The following is a 17,925-nucleotide window of genomic DNA, read 5'->3' on the forward strand; positions in this document are numbered from 1 at the left end:
ACGCGCAGGGTCACCGCGTCGCCTCCGCGCGCGCCCGGGGCGCTCCGGCCAGGAGTTCGGCCAGGCCCTGCCGGGTCGCCGCCAGCACCACGCGGTCCTGGGCACCCAGCACATAGCCCTGCGGCAGGTTCCACACCAGCTCGGTACGGCGCTCCTCCCCGCCATCGGGGAGGGGCGCCGAAAGATCCGGGCGCCGCTCTCCCGGTGCGGCCAGGTCCAGGGCGAGGATGCGCCAGGAACCGGGGCGGAACGCCTCCTCGACGGTCAGGCCATCCAGCAGCGGGTGGCCCGCCACATCGATCGCCGCGAAGAGCAGCACGGTCCGCTCCACCGGCATGGCGCCGAGGATCTGTCGGCCCATCATCGCGCCGGCGAAGGCCGGTGCGGCGAGGGTCGAGACGCTGCGGCTCCGGGTGACGGCCTGCGGGTGGGCGGCACGCAGGGTGCGGTAGACCGCGGAGGCGAATTCGTCGTCGAACAGCCGCATCGACACCTGGAGTTCCGGCTGTACGGTACGGGCGCAGAGCGCCGCCTCCATGTTGGTGATGTCCGCACTGGTGAGCGCGAGCAGGGCGTGGGCCCGCTCGATCTTGGCAGCCTCCAGCACCCCTTCGGTGGCGACGTCACCGATCACGATCGGCACGCGCAGCCGACGGGCCAGAGCGATGCCGCGCGCCTCCGGATCGGCCTCCACGCACACCACCGGGATGTCCAGTTCACGCAGGCTGGTCAGGACCCGGGTACCGATCTTGCCCAGGCCGAGCAGGACGACATGGCCGGAGAGGCCGCGGGGCGGCCGGCGCAGTGAGGCGGAGGTGCGGAACGTACCGAGCCCCTCGAGGACCGCGGCGACCAGCAACAGCAGACCGGTCAGCCCGGACAGTATCTGGAGCACCTGCCGGCCGGCCGGCTGCCCGATGGCGGGGTCGTCGATGGCGAAGAGGTCGAGCAAGGTCAGGTATGCGGCGTGCAGGGGATTGCCGCGAGTGGTCAGCCAGGAGGCGACCGCCAGCGCGAACACCGAGGCGAAGACGCCGAGGAGGGACCAGCGCAGTCTGCGGGAGAAGAGCTGTCCCAGCGGGGCTCCACGGCCGGCCAGCCGGCCGGGTGTCACGGCGGGGCCGGTGTAGGAGACGGCCTGCAGCTCGATGGTGCCCCGCCCGGCGGCGGGGTGCCCGGCGGCGGTCGGCCCGTCGGTGGCCGGCCCGTTGGCCTCCCGCACGGACTGTTCGTCGGGGAGCAGTTGCGGGCCACGCCCGCCGTGGCCGTCCGGACCGTCGGCCCCTGCCGGGTCGCCGCCGGTGGCCGAGAGCAGCGCGAGGGTGCACAACCCCGGACCGGCGGCCCCGCCCCGCTCCCCGGGCATCCGCTCCACCGCCCGCAGCAGCAGCCCGTCCGCCTGGACCACCTTGCCGGTTCCGACCGCCGCGGTGGCGGCGAGCGACGGGGCTGCGGTGTCCGCGTCCGAGAGGACGGTCGTGGAGGCGTCGACCGCTTCCCGGGCCAGGTCCGGCGCGGCGACCGCGGCGGCCTGGTCGAGGAGCCGTTCCAGATACTGGCCGAGCTTGCGGTTGTAGAGCCGGATCACCAGCCGGAGCCGGGGGTTGAGGCGCCGCGCCGCGAGTGCGGCCCGGATGTTCACCTCGTCGTCCTGGTGGACGAGCGCCAGCGCGGACGCCTGCTCGACCCCGGCGGCGCTCAGCGCCTCCTCGTCGAGGTCGGCGGCCTCGATCAGTCGCTGGGCGATCGCTCCCCGGTCGCCGGACTGCGGCCGGGCGACGACCGCGGTCATCCGCCCGAAGAGCGCCGAGGCGCGGCCGGCCGGCACGACCAGGGTGCGCTCGGGGACTCCGGTGCCCCCGGCCGGCGGTACGACGAGCGTCACCTGCTGCCCGTACACGTCGCGCAGTTCGGCGGTCAGCCGGTGGGCCAGGCCGTCGTCGCCGCAGACCACCATGTGCCCGGAGCCGACGGCCGGTTGGCCTGGCGGGCTCGATTGCGGGAGTGAGTACACAGCAGCACAGACTGCCCTACGGGGCCGTTCGGTTTCACACCGGCGCTCACCGCCGCGGAGTACGCACCGTCTCGTCCAGCCGCACGAAGGGAATCCGCCGGCCGGCCTCCCGGAAGCTCTCCGGACTTCCGTCGGTGCGGAAACCCAGGTAGCCGCAGAGGACCTTCGCGGCGCGCGGATGCACCGGGGCGTAGCGCGCCATCACCTCGCCGCCCTCCTCGGCGGTCAGGAAGTGCGCGGTGACGGCGTGATAACGCCGGCCGACCTGGATAGTGGCCTGCGGGGTGTGGCGCAGGTTCCGGTACCACTGGGCCTTCGGGCCGAAGCCGGAGGCCACGGTCCAGGACCGCGGCTCGGTCCCGTGGGCCACCACCTCGATGACGACCCGCCGGGCCTGGCCCGAGGTGCGGCCGGTGTGGATGAGCAGCATCATCCGCCGGCCGAAGAGCGACCCCAGGCCCGCCCGGTACAGATGCACCGGCAGCCTGGCCACCAGCCGCTTCCATCCGGTGGGCGGCTGGGGGCGGTTGGGTTCCGCGGGAAGCGATGTCACAGCTCGGCCTCTCCTGGTGCTGAGATCCTGGTGGTACCTGACTACGCACGTGTACCTGCGGCCTCTATTGCGTAACGGCACAGCGGTCACAATGCTTCGCATAGGGAACTTTTGCATAGTCTAAACATCGATGGGCCCGGTCGGCCGGGTAACGGAACCATTCGTTGGTGCATCTGAGAGATATGGAGGTCGGAGGCTCCCCACGCCCCGCAGCACGACCACCGCACCCTTGCTACACCGCCGCCAGACCACGGAGAGCGTCATGTCAGAGGAGAAGGGCCCCTCGTTCACCACGCTGTCCGTGCTGCCGTTCGGTGTGATGGCCGTGGTCACCGTGGTGGACGTGGCGGCCGGTCCGACGCTGGGATTCCTGCCGCTGATCTCACTCGGGCCCGCCTTCGCCGGGCTGGTCGGCGGCTGGCGCCGCACCGCGGTCATCGGCCTCCTCGCGCTTGCGCTCTGCTACGTACTCGGCTGGTACGACGGGGCGTTCCACGCGCGGCGCGGTATCACCGCGATGGCTTCGGTGGCCGGGGTGACCGCAGCGGGCATCGCGGCGGCCCGCACCCGGCAGCGCCGTGAGGCCCTGCTGGCCAGCGTCCGGTCCATCGCCGAGGTCGCCCAGCGAGTGCTGCTGAGGCCCGTGCCGCACAGCGCCGGCCATCTGCGGGCCGCCGTCTCGTACACGTCGGCGGTGGCCGAGGCACACATCGGCGGCGATCTGTACGAGGTGGTCGCGGCCCCGGAGGGGGTACGGGTGATCGTCGGCGATGTGCAGGGCAAGGGACTGGAGGCGGTGGAGACCGCGGCGGTGGTGCTCGGCGCCTTCCGGGAGGCGGCGCACGACGAGGCCGGTCTGCTGGGCGTCGGTGCGCGGGTCGAGCGGGCCGCGGACCGGGCGCTGCAGGGCGAGAAGTTCGTGACCGCGGTGATCGCCGAGATCACCAGCGACGGCGGCGCGGTGTTCCTCAACTACGGTCATCCGCCGCCCCTGGTGGTCCGGGCCGACGGCTCGGCGCACTTCCCTGAGCCGCTCCAGTACGCGTTGCCGCTCGGCCTGGGGGTGCACGAAAAGGAGAGCCCGCGGCCCTTCCAGGTCGATTTCGGCCCCGGCGACCAACTGCTGCTCTACACCGACGGGGTCACCGAGGCCCGGGACCGGGAGGGCACCTTCTATCCGCTCGGCGAGCGGCACCAGCTGCTGAAGGACCCCGACCCGGAGACCGCATTGGAGACCCTGCGCAGGGATCTGGTGGAACACACCGCCGGGCCGCTGCAGGACGACGCCGCCATGCTGCTGCTGCGGTACCGCGACGAGGGCGGACAGGCCGGCAACGACGGCATGGACGGGTAGGAGGACGACGAAGGAACGCTCCTGACGCCGGGGCAGGACGGTGCCCCGGGTCGGTTATCCGTACGGTCCGACGTCTTGTGTGGTGAGCGCTTTCGTCTGATGCTGGTCGTTCTTGTTGCCTTCCGTTCGGAGTCGCTGCATGAGCACATACCGTCCGAGCCGTCGTTCCGTACTTTCGACCGGCGCGGCCCTCGCGGGCTGGGCCGTTTTCTCGGCTCAGAAGCAAGCATTCGCCGCGGACACCGCCGCCGCGGAGAGTCCCGTATGGGACGCACAACCACGCGTTTTCCAGGTCAACAGAGAGGCGGCGCGGGCCCAACTGGTGCCGTACGCGAGCGTCTCGGACGCCCTGCGCGGAGATCTGGAGCGGTCGCCCTATTTCCGTTCACTGAACGGCAGCTGGCGGTTCCGCTGGTCGAAGAACCCGGATGTCCGGCCGAGCGGCTTCGAGGCGCCCGACTACGACGACAGCGGCTGGGACCACATCTCCGTACCGTCGAACTGGGAGATCGCCGGTTACCCGGAGCCGATCTACCTCAACATCCGTTACCCGTGGATCGGCTACGAGACCCCCGAACCCCCGAACGTTCCGCGTGAGTTCAACCCGGTCGGCGCCTATCGCCGTACGTTCACCGTGCCGGGCGGCTGGTCCGGCCGGCGCACCCTGATCTCGTTCCAGGGCGTGAAGTCGGCGTTCTTCCTCTGGGTCAACGGCAAGAAGGTCGGCTACAGCGAGGACAGCTACACGCCCGCCGAATTCGACATCACCGACCACGTGCGGTCCGGCGAGAACAGTCTGGCCGTCGAGGTGTACCGCTGGTCCGACGGCAGTTGGCTCGAGGACCAGGACATGATCGACCTGTCCGGCATCTTCCGCGATGTCTACGTGTACGCGATCCCGCAGGTCCACGTGCAGGACCTGTTCGTGCAGACCGCGCTGGACTCCGCCTACCGCGATGCCGCCCTCACGGTCACCACGACCGTACGCAACCGGGGCGACGCGGCGGCAGGCGACCACCGGCTCGAAGCCACGCTGTACGACGGCAGGGGGCGCCGCGTCGGCCGTCCACTCACCGGCGACGTCCCGCTGGGCTCCGGGGACGCGAAGGTGACGCTGAAGGCCGACGTCAAGGCGCCCGCCCTGTGGTCGGCCGAGGACCCGAACCTTTACACCCTGGTCGTCACCCTCATCGACGGATCGGGGCGGACCGTAGACGTCCAGCGCACCCGCATCGGGTTCCGCGAAGTCGAGTACGGGCCCGGCAAGTTCACCGTGAACGGCAAGCCGGTCATGTTCCGCGGCACCGACCGTCACGAGACCGACCCGGACCACGGTCAGGCGATCCGCGAGCCACGGATGATCGAGGACATCCGGCTGATGAAGCAGCACAACATCAACGCGGTGCGCACCTCGCACTATCCGAACCATCCGCGCTGGCTGGAACTGTGCGACGAGTACGGCCTGTACGTCATCGGTGAGACGAACCTGGAGTCGCACGGGGTGCGCGACACCCTGCCCGCCTCACTGCCCGAGTGGACCGACGCCTGTGTGGACCGGCTCCGCTCCATGGTCGAGCGGGACAAGAACCACCCGAGCATCGTGGTCTGGTCGCTGGGCAACGAAGCCGGTCAGGGCTCCAACTTCCAGACGATGGCGGACTGGGTGCACGCACGGGACGCCTCCCGTCCTGTGCACTACGAGGGCATGAACGCGGTCGCCGATCTGCACAGCGAGATGTACACCAAGCCGGCCGGTGTGGAGGCGTACGGAAAGTCGGGCAACCCGACGCCCTTCATGCTCTGCGAGTACGCGCATGCCATGGGCAACAGCAACGGCAACCTCAAGGAGTACTGGGACATCTTCGAGCGCTACCCCAACCTGCACGGTGCGTTCGTGTGGGACTGGGTCGACCAGGCGATCCGGCTCCCGGTGCCGGGCGACGCCAAACACAGCTATCTGTCGTACGGCGGTGACTGGCACGCCGGATACCCGACGGACGCCAACTTCTGCTGCAACGGCCTGGTCTCCGCGGACCGCATACCGCACCCCGGTCTGCTGGAGCTGAAGAAGGTCTACCAGCCGGTCGCGGTCAGCGCCGCGGATCTCGCGGCCGGCACGGTGACGGTGCGGAACAAGCACCTGTTCAGCACCCTGGACGCGTACGAGCTGCAGTGGACGGTGACCTGTGACGGTCGGCCCGTGCAGCAGGGGAAGCTCGCCGCGCCGCACGTGCGGCCGGGCGACGCGGGCACCGTACACATCCCCTACCGGAAGCCGCGGTCACCCGAGCCGGGCGCCGAGTACTGGCTGAACGTGTCCTTCGTCCTGAAGTCGAAGACCAGGTGGGCCGAGGCCGGGCACCCGGTGGCCGGCGAACAGCTCGCACTGGACTGGCACACCCCGGCCACCGCGGAACCGGGCCCGGACACCCTGCCCGCTCTCACCCTCGACGAGACCGACGCGCAGGTGCGGATCAGCGGGCGCGATGTGGAGGTGGTGCTCGACAAGTCCACCGGGACGCTCGCCTCGTACCGGGTGAAGGGGCGGCTGCTGCTGGCCGGCGGCCCGGTGCCGAACTTCTGGCGTGGCCCGACTGACAACGATATCGGCCGGGGCGCCCAGAACTCGCTGCGGACCTGGCGGGCGGCCGGCACCGACCGCAAGGTGACGTCCGTCAAGACCGACCGGCCATCGCCGGGAGCGGTTACCGTCCAGGTGGTCTGCACGCTGCCCACCTCCCCCTCCGCTTCGACCTGGACCACCGTCTTCACGGTGCGCGGCGACGGGGAGATCCGGGTCCGGCACACCCTGGACGCGCCCGGCGGGCTGCCCGATCTTCCCCTGGTCGGCGCCCTGTTGACGGTGCCCGGCGGCCACGAACAGATCGAGTGGTACGGGCGCGGGCCGCAGGAGAACTACTGGGACCGGCACACCGGCGCCTTCGTGGGCCGTTACCGCTCCACGGTCGACCAGCAGGTCGCCGCGTACATCCGGCCCGAGCAGACGGGCAACATGACCGACGTGCGCAGGCTGTCGGTGACGGACCGGTCGGGCACCGGACTGCTGGTGCAGGCCGAACCGGGTGAGGGCGAGCCGATGCTGGAGACCAGCGTCCTGCACTACTCGCCGTTCGACCTGGACGGGCCGAAACACGCGTACCAGGTGAAGCGGCGCGACGAGACGATCCTGGGCGTCAACCACCGGCAGATGGGTGTCGGCGGCAACGACTCGTGGGGTGCGCCGCCCCTCGCGCAGTACCTGCTGCACTCGGGGCGCACCTATACGTACGCGTACCGGCTCCGGTCCGCGTAACGGGGTGCCCCGGTCCGCCTGCTCCCCCACGGCGGGCGGACCGGGGCTTCCGTTCAGCGGGCAGGACCGCTCACCGGACAGGGGACTCTCACCGGCCAGGGACGCCTCACCGGGGCAGGGACACCCGGAACACCGTGTTCCCGGGCGTGCTGGTGAGGCTGACGGTCCCGCCGTGCGCGGTGATCACGGCGTGCACGATGGCGAGTCCCAGGCCGGTGCTCCCGGTGCTGCGGGAGCGGTTGTGGTCGGCCCGGACGAAGCGGCCGAAGACCTCGGGCTGCAGCTCCGCCGGGACGCCGGGGCCACTGTCCGACACGGTCAGCCCGGCCGATGCGGCGTCGGCTTCGAGTGCGACGGTCACCTCGGTGCCCGGCGGGGTGTGGACGCGGGCGTTGGCGAGGAGGTTGCCGATGGCCTGCTGGAGGCGGTGCGCGTCGCCGCGGACGATCACCGGCTGTTCCGGGAGGTCGAGCAGCCAGCGGTGGCCGGGCCCCGCGGCGCGGGCGTCGGCGGTGGCGTTGAGCACCAGCAGAGTCAGGTCGACCGCCTCGTGTTCGAGGGGGCGGCCGGCGTCCAGACGGGCGAGCAGCAGCAGGTCGTCGACGAGCCGGGTCATGCGCTGCGACTCCGAGTGGATGCGTTCCAGTGCGTGCTGGACCTCGGCGGGGAGCGGTTCGTCGTGCCGCAGGGCGAGTTCGGCGTGGCCCCGGACGTTGGCGACCGGAGTGCGCAGTTCGTGGCTGGCGTCGGCGGCGAAGTGCCGCAGCCGTTCCTCGCTGGCCTGGCGCCGGGTGAGGGCGTCCTCGACATGTCCGAGCATCCGGTTCAGCGCGGTGGCGACCTGACCGACCTCGGTGCGCGGATTCGCGTCCGGCAGTGGCGCCGGCATGTCCACGTCTCCGCTGGCCAGCGGCAGCCGGGCGACGCCTGCCGCCTGGGCGGTGACGCGTTGCAGCGGACGCAGCGAAGTGCGCACCCACAGGGCCCCCGCGACGCCGGTGGCGATCAGGGCCGCGCCGAAGACCACCGCCTCGACCGCCTCCAGCCGGTGCAGGGTCTCCTCCACCGGGTGCAGCGGCAGCCCGGTGATGAGGATGTCCTGGTCATCACCCTGGACGGCGGTGACCCGGTAGGCGCCGAGGGTGGCCAGCGGGATGTCGTGGCCACGGCCGTCGGCGGGCACCCCGGTCAGCGCGCCCCGGTCGCCCGGGGTGAGCGCCACCTTGCGGTCGGCGGCCTCGTCGACCACGGAGGCCTGGGTGACGGCGCCCCTCAGCAGTCGCGCTCCGAAGGTGGACTCGGCCTGCCCGCGGGTGTCGGGGCGGTTGTCCGCGTCGGGCCTGGATTCGTGTTCCAGGCTGGCCGCGAACCGGCCACCGGACGCCTCCAGCTGCTGGTCGAGCCGGCCGACGAGGAACCCCCGCAGGGCCAGGACGGTGGTGATGCCCACCGCCGCGGAGGCGATCGCGAGCAGCAGGACGAGGCCGGCGGTGAGCTGACCGCGCAGCGTGTGCGGAGGCGGGCGCCTCACGTCGGACCTTTGAGTACGTATCCGACGCCCCGGACGGTGTGGATCATCGGGGTGCGCCCCGCGTCGATCTTCTTGCGCAGGTAGCTGATGTAGAGCTCGACGATGTGGGCGCGGCCCCCGAAGTCGTAGGCCCACACCCGGTCGAGGATCTGCTCCTTGGACAGCACCCGGCGGGGGTTGCGCATCAGGAACCGCAGGAGCTCGAATTCGGTCCGGGAGAGATCGACGTTCACCCCGCCACGCCGGACCTCCCTGGCCTCCTCATCCATGGTGAGATCGCCGACCGAGAGTCTGTTCTCCCCCGGCTCGGCCGCCATTCCGGCCCGGCGCAGCAGTCCGCGCAGCCGCGCCAGCACCTCTTCCAGGCTGTACGGCTTGGTGACGTAGTCGTCACCGCCCGCGGTGATGCCGGTGATGCGGTCCTCGACCGCGTCGCGCGCGGTCAGGAAGAGCACGCAGACACGGCCGGCCTCGCGCCGCAGTTCGCGCAGCACCTGAAGCCCGTCGAGGTCGGGCAGCATCCAGTCGAGTACGACGGCGTCGGGCCGGAAGTCCCGGGCCGAGGCGAGCGCCGAGAGGCCGTCGGCGGCGGTCCGGACGTCCCAGCCCTCGCCGGTCAGGACCCGTTCCAGTACTTCGGTGACGTCGGGTTCGTCGTCGACGACGAGGACCCGGACGGGGGCTCCGTCGGGGCGGCGCAGGAGGCTCTTCGCGCGGTGCTCTTCCATGGTCCGTCCAGCATCCCCCGACGCGACCCCGCCGCGGGTCCGGGCGCCCTCTGAATTCCCTATGAGGGTGCGCTGAACAGCGGCCGACGGCGGTGTTTCAGAAGGTACACAGAGGTTGGGCTGTGAGGCTGACCGCCCATTCCCGGACCCTCGGGATCGCCGGACCCCCGGGAAGGAGCCTCATGGTCACCACCGTCACACCCACCAGCTCCGCGAGCCGCGGCCTGCGCCACCGCCGGCCGCGCCGCAGCCTGGCGCCGCTCATCGCGCCGCTGCTGATCTGGGCGGGCGCCGCCGGAGTGCTGGCCCTGTGGTGGAGCGACACCACATCGGTGATCGGTCCGGCGGGCTGGCTGACCGGCGCGGGACGCATCTCCGGGCTGCTCGCCGGTTACGGCTGCGCGGTGCTGCTGGCGCTGATGGCCCGCGTCCCGCTGCTGGACCACAGCATCGGCACGGACCGGCTGGCCCGCTGGCACGCCATGGGCGGCCGGTACACGATTTCGCTGGCGCTCACCCACACCCTGCTGATCATCTGGGGCTACTCCGTCACCTCCCACACCACGCTGGTCGGCCAGACCACCACCCTGGTCCTGCACTACCCCGACCTGCTCAAGGGCACCATCGGCTTCCTGCTGTTCCTCGCCACCGCGGTGTTCTCCGCCCGCGCCGCCCGCCGCCGGATGAGCTACGAGACCTGGCACTACCTGCACTTCGCCACCTATCTGGCGGTCTTCCTCACCTTCGGCCACCAGCTCTCCAACGGTGCGGACTTCGTCGGGAACCGCCCCGCCCAGCTCGCCTGGTACGCCCTCTTCCTCGGCGTCTCGGCTCTGCTGGCCTGGTACCGGTTCGCCGTCCCGCTGCGGCGCGGACTGCGCCACGGTCTGCGGGTGGCCGCCGTGCACCCCGAGGCGCCGGGTGTCGTGTCGGTCCATCTCACCGGGCGCAACCTGGACGAATTCCGCGCGGCGCCCGGCCAGTTCCTGCGCTGGCGCTTCCTCACCCGCGGGCTGTGGTGGACCGCCAACCCGTACTCGCTCTCCGCTCCCGCGACCCCGCATGCGCTGCGGATCACCGTGAAGACGGCGGGCGGGCACAGTGCGGCGCTCGCCGGGCTGGCTCCGGGCACCCGGGTGTGGGCCGAGGGCCCGTACGGCGGTTTCACCGCCGACCGCCGCACCGTGCCCAAGGTGCTGTTGCTCGGCGGAGGCGTCGGCATCACTCCGCTGCGCGCCCTGTTCGAGACCCTGCCCGGACAGGTGACCCTCATCTACCGGGCCCGGCGCCCCGAGGATCTGGCGCTGCGCGGTGAACTCGACGCGATCGCCGCGCACCGTGGCGCGACGGTCCATTACGTGGTCGACGAGCCGGCCCGGTTCTCCTCGCCGCTCACCGCGCGGGGTCTGGGCTCTCTCGTCCCCGACCTGGCCGCCCACGACGTCTATCTCTGCGGCCCGCCCGGCATGACGGAGGCCGCGATCGGCGCACTGCGTGATGCGGGTGTGCCCGGCCGCCGTATCCACCACGAGTCCTTCGCCCTTTAGGAGAACGCCATGCGTCGTGCCGTCATCGCCTCCGCCGGGTTCAGTGCCCTGGTCGTCGCGCTGCTCTCGCTCAAACCGCACCAGCTGCCCGCCCTCGCCGCCGCATCGCCGAGGTCCACGGCCGGCTCGGCCCCGCACGCCACGACCGGCTCCTCCCCGCACGCCACGGCGAGCGCGCAGGCGGGCGCCGGGAGCGGAACGGGCACCTTCACCGGTGACGCCGTCGACACCCAGTACGGCCCGGTGCAGGTCGCGGTCACCCTGGCCAAGGGCAAGCTCACCGCCGTAAAGGTGCTCCAGGTCCCGGACCGGGGTGGCCGGGACCAGGAGATCGCCTCCTACTCCGTGCCCCGGCTGACCCAGGAGGCGCTGGGCGCGCAGAGCGCCCACATCGACTCCGTATCCGGTGCGAGTTACACCAGCCAGGGCTACATCCAGTCACTGCAGAGCGCACTGGACAAGGCCGGTGCCTGACGCCGGGCGCGGGCTGCGCCACGTCGAGCACGTGATGGGGACGGTCTTCTCCTTCGACATCCGCGACACGCCCACCGCCGCCATCCACCGCGCGCTGGCCGAAGCCGTCCGGGGACTGCACCACGTCGACGCGGTGTTCTCCACCTACCGCCCGGACAGCGCCATCAGCCGCCTCGGACGCGGCGAGACCACCCTGGGGGCCTGCCCGCCCGAGGTCCGTGACGTACTCGCCCTCTGCAGGACGGCGGACGAGACCAGCCACGGCTGGTTCACCGCCACCCCGGGCGGCAGCCTCGACCCCTCCGGGCTCGTCAAGGGCTGGGCGACGGAAGCCGCCGCGCAGCTCCTGCATGAGGCCGGCGCACACAACGCCTGCGTCAACGGCGGCGGCGACCTCCAGTTGCGCGGCGAGGCGTCCCCCGGCACGCCCTGGCGCATCGGTGTCGCCCACCCGCTGTCCCCCGGCGAACTCGCCACCGTCGTCACCGGCCGGGACCTGGCGGTCGCCACCTCGGGCACCGCGGAACGCGGCGCCCACATCCTCGACCCGCACACCGGCAAGCCCGCCACCGGGCTCGCCTCCGTCACGGTCACCGGCCCCCGGCTGACCCTGACGGACGCCTACGCCACCGCCGCGTTCGCCCGGGGCGAGGACGCGCGCGACTGGCTGGAGTCGCTGGAGGGTTACGAGGCGCTGGCCGTCCGGCCCGACGGCAGCGTCTGGCGGACCGCAGGTTTCCCCAGCGGCGACTGACGCGCCGGCTCAGCCCCCGTCCGCGGTGCGGGCCGTCCAGCGTTCTTCGACCCTGGCTATCCGCCAGTAACCCAGTGCCGCCGCCCACACCACCACGAAGAGACCCACGATGATGTAACCGACGTTGCCCAGGTCGAGGCCGGCTACCCAGTCGGTCACCGCGTCCTTGAGGTCGAGTTTGTCGTGCAGGACGGTGACCAGCTCGATGGTGCCGATGAAGAAGGCGACGGCGATCGACAGGCCGGTGATGGCGAGGTTGTAGAACACCTTGCGTACCGGGTTCGAGAACGCCCACTGGTACGCGAAGTTCATGAACGTGCCGTCGAGGGTGTCGAAGAGGCTCATCCCCGCGGCGAACAGCAGCGGCAGGCACAGGATCGCGTACCAGGGCATCCCGGCGGCGGCGCCACTGCCGGCCATCACCATCAGGGTGACCTCGGTGGCGGTGTCGAAGCCGAGACCGAAGAGGAAGCCGAGCGGATACATCTGGCCCGGCCGGCTGACGGACTTCGTGAAGCGGCCCAGGATGCGGTTCATGAACCCCCGGGAATCCAGCTGCGCTTCGAGCTCCGTCTCGTCGAACCGTCCCGCCCGCATCGACCTGAACACCCGCAGGATGCCGAACAACGCCACCAGGTTCAGCGCCGCGATGAGGTAGAGGAAGGAACCGGAGATGGTGGTACTGACGGCGCCGAGCATCTGGTGGGTACCTGAGTTCTCGCTGGCCAGCACGCCCGCGAGGCGCGCTCCCCCGGCGACCAGGGCCGCCATCGCGACGACGACACTGGAGTGCCCCAGCGCGAACCAGAAGCCCACGGACACCGGCCGCTTGCCGTCGGCCATGAGCTTGCGCGTGGTGTTGTCGATTGCGGCGATGTGGTCCGCGTCGAACGCGTGCCGCATGCCGAGCGTGTAGGCGGTGACGCCCAGGCCGATGCCGAACGCCTGGGAGCCGACCTCGTAGTGCCGCGGCACCACCAGCAGCAACAGGATGCCGAAAGCCACCACGTGGAGGGCGGCGATCACGCCGAGCAGTCCAGCCGTGCGGAGGGTGTCCGAGCGTCGCCAGGCGAACGCGGTGGGGTGGGGCGCGGCTTGATGAGACGCACCGCAGTGGGGCGCAGCTGTGTCGGGCAAGCCTGAGGGGGGCAGGCTTGAGTGGGGCAGGGTCATACGGTCACGCTCCAGCACCTCGTGGATCACTTCGTGAGATGCCGTGGCCGGTCTCCTGGCTTACGGGTTCGCTGACGCTCGCCCCCGGCCCACCTTCCCAGCCGCGCTCTGCGGCCAGTGGTGTCATGGGCCGGGAACTCCCCGATCACAGTGGCGAGGGCCGCTCCGGTCTGAGGCTTATGAGGGCCTGTCACCGGTCTTCCCGAACACCACGACCCGGCCCACCCTAGGTTGCCGACAACAACGCTTGCAAGCCTGCACAGTTGCGCAGGTGCCGAAGATCACAGATGCCGACGTGCAAGGATCACCGCATGCACCTCGTTCCCGCCGAGCGCGCCGGCCACCGCATCATCGACGACCACCGGGTCTGTGACGCCATCGCCGCCATCGGAGAGCCCGATCACGTCCGCTCCTGGGCCGACCGCTTCTCCCTGCTGGCCGACCCCGGACGGCTCGCCCTGCTGATCGCAGTCCACCGGGCGGGCCCCATCGCCGTGTCCGACCTCGCGGTCGCCACCGGCATGAAGGACCCGGCCGTCTCCCAGGCCCTGCGCCTCCTCCGGGCCGCGGGTGTGGTGGCGGGCGACAAGGACGGCCGGGTGGTCCGCTACCGCATCGTCGACGGCGCGGTGGCCGACCTGTTGGGGCGGTGCGCCCACGGGTAGCGCCCGTCGGCGTGGGTATTGATTCCACCTACATCTATATGCATAATGACCCTATGCATAAGCGGGTTATGGACCCGGACGCCCCACTCATCGAGGCGTCCGACGCATCCGACGCATCCCCGGAAGAGCTGATGACCGCCGTAGAGCGGATCGTTCGCTACGTGCGGCACAGCGCGACCGCCGGCGGCCTGAGCACCGCAGCCTCCTCGGCGCTGGGCCGGCTGGGCCGCGAGGGCCCCTCCCGGCTGACCGAACTGGCCCGGGCGGAGGGGGTCTCGCAACCGAACATGACCCAGCTCGTCACCCGTATGGAACGCGCGGCCCTGGTACGGCGCACCACCGACAGCCGTGACGGCCGGGGCGTCCTGGTTGAAGCCACCGACCTCGGCCTGGAGGTCTTCGGTCAGCGGCGCACCGAGCGAACAGAGGCGCTGCAGCAGCTGATCGAAGAGCTGACGGAATCCGAACAGCATGCGGTGACGCTTGCGCTGCCGGCGCTGGCTCGTGCGATCCAGGACCGGCAGGCGCGCTCCTGAAACCACCCGTTGTGGCGACGTTTCGCCGCTTCCCCGCTTCCCCGCCAACGTAAGGAGAGAGAACCGCACATGAGTGCTTCGCACGGGAAGACCGCCAGCCCGTTCAAGCAGCCGAAGGCCGTCTGGGCCGTCGCGTTCGCCTGCGTCATCTCCTTCATGGGCATCGGCCTGGTCGACCCGATCCTCCCCGCCCTCGGCAAGAGCCTGCACGCCTCGCCCAGTCAGGTCTCCCTGCTGTTCAGCAGCTACCTGATCGTCACCGCCGTCGCCATGCTCTTCGTCGGCTGGGTCTCCAGCCACCTCGGCGCCAAGCGCACCCTCGTCATCGGCCTGGCGGTCATCGTGGTCTTCGCCGCCCTGGCCGGCAGTACCGGCTCCATCAACGGCATCGTCGGCTTCCGCGCCGGCTGGGGGCTGGGCAACGCGCTGTTCATCGCCACCTCCCTCGCCGTCATCGTCGCATCGGCCAGCGGCGGCTTCGGCGGGGCGATCATCCTGTACGAGACCGCCCTGGGACTCGGCATCGCCGTCGGCCCTTTGCTCGGCGGGGAGTTGGGCGGCATCAGCTGGCGCGGCCCGTTCTTCGGCGTCGCGATCCTGATGGCCATCGCCCTGACCGCGACCATCGCGTTCGTCCCCGACCTGCCCAAGCCGAAACGTGCTACGTCGCCCCTCGCCCCGCTCAGGGCGCTGCGCCACCGCGGACTGCTGACCATGGGGATCATGGCCCTGCTGTACAACTGGGGCTTCTTCACCATGCTCGGCTACGCCCCCTACCCCATGGAGCTGAGCGCCCATCAGCTCGGCCTGGTCTTCACCGGCTGGGGGCTCCTGGTGGCCGCCTTCAGCGTCTTCTTCGCCCCGCGCCTGCAGGCCCGTTACGGCACCGCACCCGTGCTGTACGCCAACCTGTTCGGCCTCGGCATCGTGATGGCCGTCATCGCCGCGGGTGTCAGCACCCCGACCGTGGTCATCGTGGCCGTCATCGTGAGCGGCGCCTTCATCGGCATCAACAACACCCTCACCACTCAGGCCGTCATGCTCGTCTCCCCGGTCGAGCGCCCGGTGGCCTCCTCCGCGTACGGCTTTCTCCGCTTCATCGGTGGCGGCCTGGCCCCCTTCGTCGCCGGCAAGCTGGCCGACGCCACCGACCTGGGCGTCCCCTTCTACCTGGGCGCCGCCACCTTCCTCCTGGCCATCCCCGTCCTGGCCAGCGGTCACCGCCTGCTCCGCCAGGCCGAGGAGCGCCCTGCCGAAGGCAGGCCCATGGCCCCCTCGCTCACGCCCGTGGGCGCCCCCGCCCCGACGACCGATACGCCTCCGGTCATCGTCGCCGTCGGTGCCCACGACAGGGCGGCCGCCATCGTCGACACCGCGGCCCGACTCGCCCGCGACACCGGCAGTCCCCTGGAGGTCGTGCACGTCCAGCAGACCGCTGTCGTCGAGGAGCAGGCCGCCGAAACCGAGACCGCCGAGCAGGCCCGCGCGGCCGTCACCAGTCACCTCGACCGCCTCTCGGCGCAAGGCATCGCCGCCACCGGCCAGATCCTCACCAGCGTCGGCGACCACGCCGCTGCCGGCCGCGCCCTGGCCCAGCACGCCGCCGACATCCACGCCCGGACCATCACCGTCGGACGTTCCCCGCACGGCCCTCTCACCCAGTTCGCCAACGGCAGCTTCACCACCGCCCTCACCCACACCGCCGCCTGCACCGTCGTCCTCATAGACCCGAACCACACCCCGCGACCGCTCACCACGGCCACCCTGGCGGATCTGCGCAACAGCCCGGCCTGACTCCTACGGCAGGTCGCAACACCCGAGGGCCGGGGGCTCCCGGGTCAGGTGGTCGCTACCAGCAGTTCCTCTCCGCTCGACGTCCCGAGGCCGTCCGTCCGGCCCGCGAAGTACCTCTGGTTGAGCATGGCGGCCGACACGTGCCGGGCTTCTTTGAATCCGGCGTCGCGGGCCAGTGCCAGCATCTCCGGCGGGGCGAAGAAGCTGATGAACGGGGTGCCCGCTGCTCCGGCCCCTTTCGCCGCGGCCTGGAGTCCGGCACGCTTCTCCTCGTCGAGGAGCTCCGGAGGGAGCTGGAACGTCATGGCCAGCGTGGAGCCGGGGGCCAGCGACGCGAGTCGGCGCAGCGTCGCCGCGTTCGCGTCCTTGGTGAGGTACATGGCGACGCCGGCGGACGCCACCACCGCCGGCTGGTCCGCGTCGAATCCGGCAGCCGCCAGTTGATCCCACCACGACCCGCCTGCCTCGAAGTCGACCGGTACCAGTCGTAGCCAGTCGGGGATGCCATAGCCGAGTTCGGCCAGCCGTTGGCGCTTCCAGGCTTGGGGATCGGGCTGGTCGACCTCGAACACCCGCAGGCGGGAGGCGACTTCCGGCCGGCGCTGGGCGAACGTGTCCAGGCCGGCGCCCATGATGACGTACTGGCCCACGCCCTGCCCGGCCTGCTCCACGACCAGGTCCTCGACGAAGCGGGCCCGAGCCACGATCGACGCCCGGAACCAACTGGTCGCGCTCGGGTCCATGTCCCCGCGGCTACGCCAGTCGTCGCCGGGGCCGGCGAGCCGCAGGCCGATCTCGTCCTCGAGCACATGCGGCGGCGCGTCGGCCTGAACGTGCAGCGCCCGCCACAGGGCCACCCGTACCGCCGTGCTGTCCGGCTTTGCGGTCTGTTCGTCAGCCATGCCGCATTCCCCTCTCTTCCCGTGATCAGTTCTTGGCCGGGGCCTGGATGCTCCACAGACGCCCGTCGGGGTCCCGCACGGTCATCTCCTTGGTGCCGAAGTGGGTGTCCGCGAACGGGGTGACCACCTCAACCCCGGGCGCGGGGCGGAACGCTTCCGCGTCGGGCACCTTCAGGACGAGCCGCGCATCGGGCTCCTTGCTCTCAGGCACCTCCGCAATGAAGAGGTAGGGACCGCCACCATTGCGGAGCAGGCCGGAGTGGTGATCCGTGGAGAACTCGAGCTCGTACCCCAGCCCCTGGAAGAACTTGACCGCCTTGCCCCAGTTGTGGGTCTCCAGGAACACGGCCTCGATGCCTTCGGTCGTCATGTCAGTTCTCCTTCTCGGACGATGGCTCTCGCTCATCCTGGGTGTCATCGAGGTAGGCGCGCAGCGCAGCGGCAACCAATGCCGACAGCGACAGCTCCGACTCGATGGCATGGTGTTTGACCTGCTTGATCAACCCGATCGGCAAGTACACGTTGAACTGCTTCACATCTTCGTCGCCCACGCGAGCATGCTAGCAAATTAGCTACCTAAATGCTGG

General features: G+C 70.9%; 16 protein-coding genes and 1 riboswitch. Of the genes, 8 read left to right on the top strand and 8 right to left on the bottom strand.

All coding sequences use genetic code 11. From position 1 onward, the window contains the following. Positions 1-10: 10 nt before the first annotated feature. Positions 11-1,957: an NAD-binding protein gene (locus tag AB0M87_RS27275; RefSeq protein ID WP_365857431.1), complete on the bottom strand. Its 1,947-nt coding sequence runs from the start codon at positions 1,955-1,957 to the stop codon at positions 11-13. A 103-nt stretch (positions 1,958-2,060) separates the two neighbouring features. Continuing rightward, positions 2,061-2,567 (bottom strand): nitroreductase family deazaflavin-dependent oxidoreductase, encoded by a 507-nt coding sequence (locus AB0M87_RS27280; protein ID WP_365857433.1) that lies wholly within the window; start codon positions 2,565-2,567, stop codon positions 2,061-2,063. A gap of 262 nt (positions 2,568-2,829) precedes the next feature. Here AB0M87_RS27280 and AB0M87_RS27285 point away from each other — a divergent pair, with 262 nt between their 5' ends. After that, positions 2,830-3,921: a SpoIIE family protein phosphatase gene (locus AB0M87_RS27285; protein ID WP_365857436.1), complete on the top strand. Its 1,092-nt coding sequence runs from the start codon at positions 2,830-2,832 to the stop codon at positions 3,919-3,921. Between the two features lie 139 nt (positions 3,922-4,060). Beyond that, positions 4,061-7,234, top strand: coding sequence for a glycoside hydrolase family 2 TIM barrel-domain containing protein (locus tag AB0M87_RS27290; protein ID WP_365857438.1), 3,174 nt, complete (start codon positions 4,061-4,063; stop codon positions 7,232-7,234). 106 nt (positions 7,235-7,340) lie between these two features. On the opposite strand, the gene AB0M87_RS27295 is transcribed toward AB0M87_RS27290, so the two are convergent. Together AB0M87_RS27295 and AB0M87_RS27300 are read right to left on the bottom strand one after the other, a co-directional pair. Next, positions 7,341-8,765, bottom strand: coding sequence for a HAMP domain-containing sensor histidine kinase (locus AB0M87_RS27295; protein ID WP_365857442.1), 1,425 nt, complete (start codon positions 8,763-8,765; stop codon positions 7,341-7,343). Next, the gene (locus AB0M87_RS27300) at positions 8,762-9,493 is read right to left on the bottom strand and encodes a response regulator transcription factor (protein WP_365857444.1); all 732 of its coding nucleotides are present in this window, start codon (positions 9,491-9,493) and stop codon (positions 8,762-8,764) included. Before AB0M87_RS27300 ends, AB0M87_RS27295 begins: the two co-directional genes overlap by 4 nt. A 182-nt stretch (positions 9,494-9,675) precedes the next feature. Between AB0M87_RS27300 and AB0M87_RS27305 the strand changes: the two genes are divergently transcribed. Genes AB0M87_RS27305 through AB0M87_RS27315 form a run of 3 tightly spaced genes read left to right on the top strand, consistent with a single transcriptional unit; the run spans position 9,676 to position 12,268 of the window. Beyond that, positions 9,676-11,040: a ferric reductase-like transmembrane domain-containing protein gene (locus AB0M87_RS27305; RefSeq protein ID WP_365857446.1), complete on the top strand. Its 1,365-nt coding sequence runs from the start codon at positions 9,676-9,678 to the stop codon at positions 11,038-11,040. A gap of 9 nt (positions 11,041-11,049) precedes the next feature. Beyond that, the gene (locus tag AB0M87_RS27310; RefSeq protein ID WP_365857448.1) at positions 11,050-11,514 is read left to right on the top strand and encodes an FMN-binding protein; all 465 of its coding nucleotides are present in this window, start codon (positions 11,050-11,052) and stop codon (positions 11,512-11,514) included. A 34-nt stretch (positions 11,515-11,548) separates the two neighbouring features. Continuing rightward, a complete protein-coding gene (locus AB0M87_RS27315; RefSeq protein WP_365857584.1) occupies positions 11,549-12,268 on the top strand; it encodes an FAD:protein FMN transferase in 720 nt (239 codons plus the stop codon). Between the two features lie 9 nt (positions 12,269-12,277). Here AB0M87_RS27315 and AB0M87_RS27320 read toward each other — a convergent pair whose 3' ends face one another. Continuing rightward, the gene (locus tag AB0M87_RS27320; RefSeq protein WP_365857450.1) at positions 12,278-13,471 is read right to left on the bottom strand and encodes a HoxN/HupN/NixA family nickel/cobalt transporter; all 1,194 of its coding nucleotides are present in this window, start codon (positions 13,469-13,471) and stop codon (positions 12,278-12,280) included. Beyond that, a riboswitch (cobalamin riboswitch) is annotated at positions 13,469-13,685 on the bottom strand. It overlaps the preceding gene by 3 nt. 67 nt (positions 13,686-13,752) lie before the next feature. Between AB0M87_RS27320 and AB0M87_RS27325 the strand changes: the two genes are divergently transcribed. The 3 genes from AB0M87_RS27325 to AB0M87_RS27335 all read left to right on the top strand — a co-directional run bounded on the left by AB0M87_RS27325 (position 13,753) and on the right by AB0M87_RS27335 (position 16,436). Continuing rightward, the gene (locus AB0M87_RS27325) at positions 13,753-14,106 is read left to right on the top strand and encodes a metalloregulator ArsR/SmtB family transcription factor (protein ID WP_365857452.1); all 354 of its coding nucleotides are present in this window, start codon (positions 13,753-13,755) and stop codon (positions 14,104-14,106) included. Between the two features lie 68 nt (positions 14,107-14,174). After that, positions 14,175-14,642: a MarR family transcriptional regulator gene (locus tag AB0M87_RS27330; RefSeq protein WP_365857587.1), complete on the top strand. Its 468-nt coding sequence runs from the start codon at positions 14,175-14,177 to the stop codon at positions 14,640-14,642. 69 nt (positions 14,643-14,711) lie between these two features. Next, positions 14,712-16,436, top strand: a complete 1,725-nt coding sequence (locus AB0M87_RS27335) for an MFS transporter (protein ID WP_365857454.1) — start codon at positions 14,712-14,714, stop codon at positions 16,434-16,436. A gap of 44 nt (positions 16,437-16,480) precedes the next feature. On the opposite strand, the gene AB0M87_RS27340 is transcribed toward AB0M87_RS27335, so the two are convergent. The 3 genes from AB0M87_RS27340 to AB0M87_RS27350 are packed head-to-tail and all read right to left on the bottom strand — an operon-like array spanning position 16,481 to position 17,889. Then, positions 16,481-17,338 (bottom strand): class I SAM-dependent methyltransferase, encoded by an 858-nt coding sequence (locus AB0M87_RS27340; protein WP_365857456.1) that lies wholly within the window; start codon positions 17,336-17,338, stop codon positions 16,481-16,483. Between the two features lie 25 nt (positions 17,339-17,363). Beyond that, positions 17,364-17,708, bottom strand: a complete 345-nt coding sequence (locus AB0M87_RS27345; RefSeq protein WP_365857458.1) for a VOC family protein — start codon at positions 17,706-17,708, stop codon at positions 17,364-17,366. Position 17,709: 1 nt separating this feature from the next. Then, positions 17,710-17,889: a CopG family transcriptional regulator gene (locus AB0M87_RS27350; RefSeq protein ID WP_365857460.1), complete on the bottom strand. Its 180-nt coding sequence runs from the start codon at positions 17,887-17,889 to the stop codon at positions 17,710-17,712. Positions 17,890-17,925: the final 36 nt, after the last annotated feature.

This window comes from Streptomyces sp. NPDC051320, from assembly GCF_040682175.1.
GTDB lineage: Bacteria > Actinomycetota > Actinomycetes > Streptomycetales > Streptomycetaceae > Streptomyces.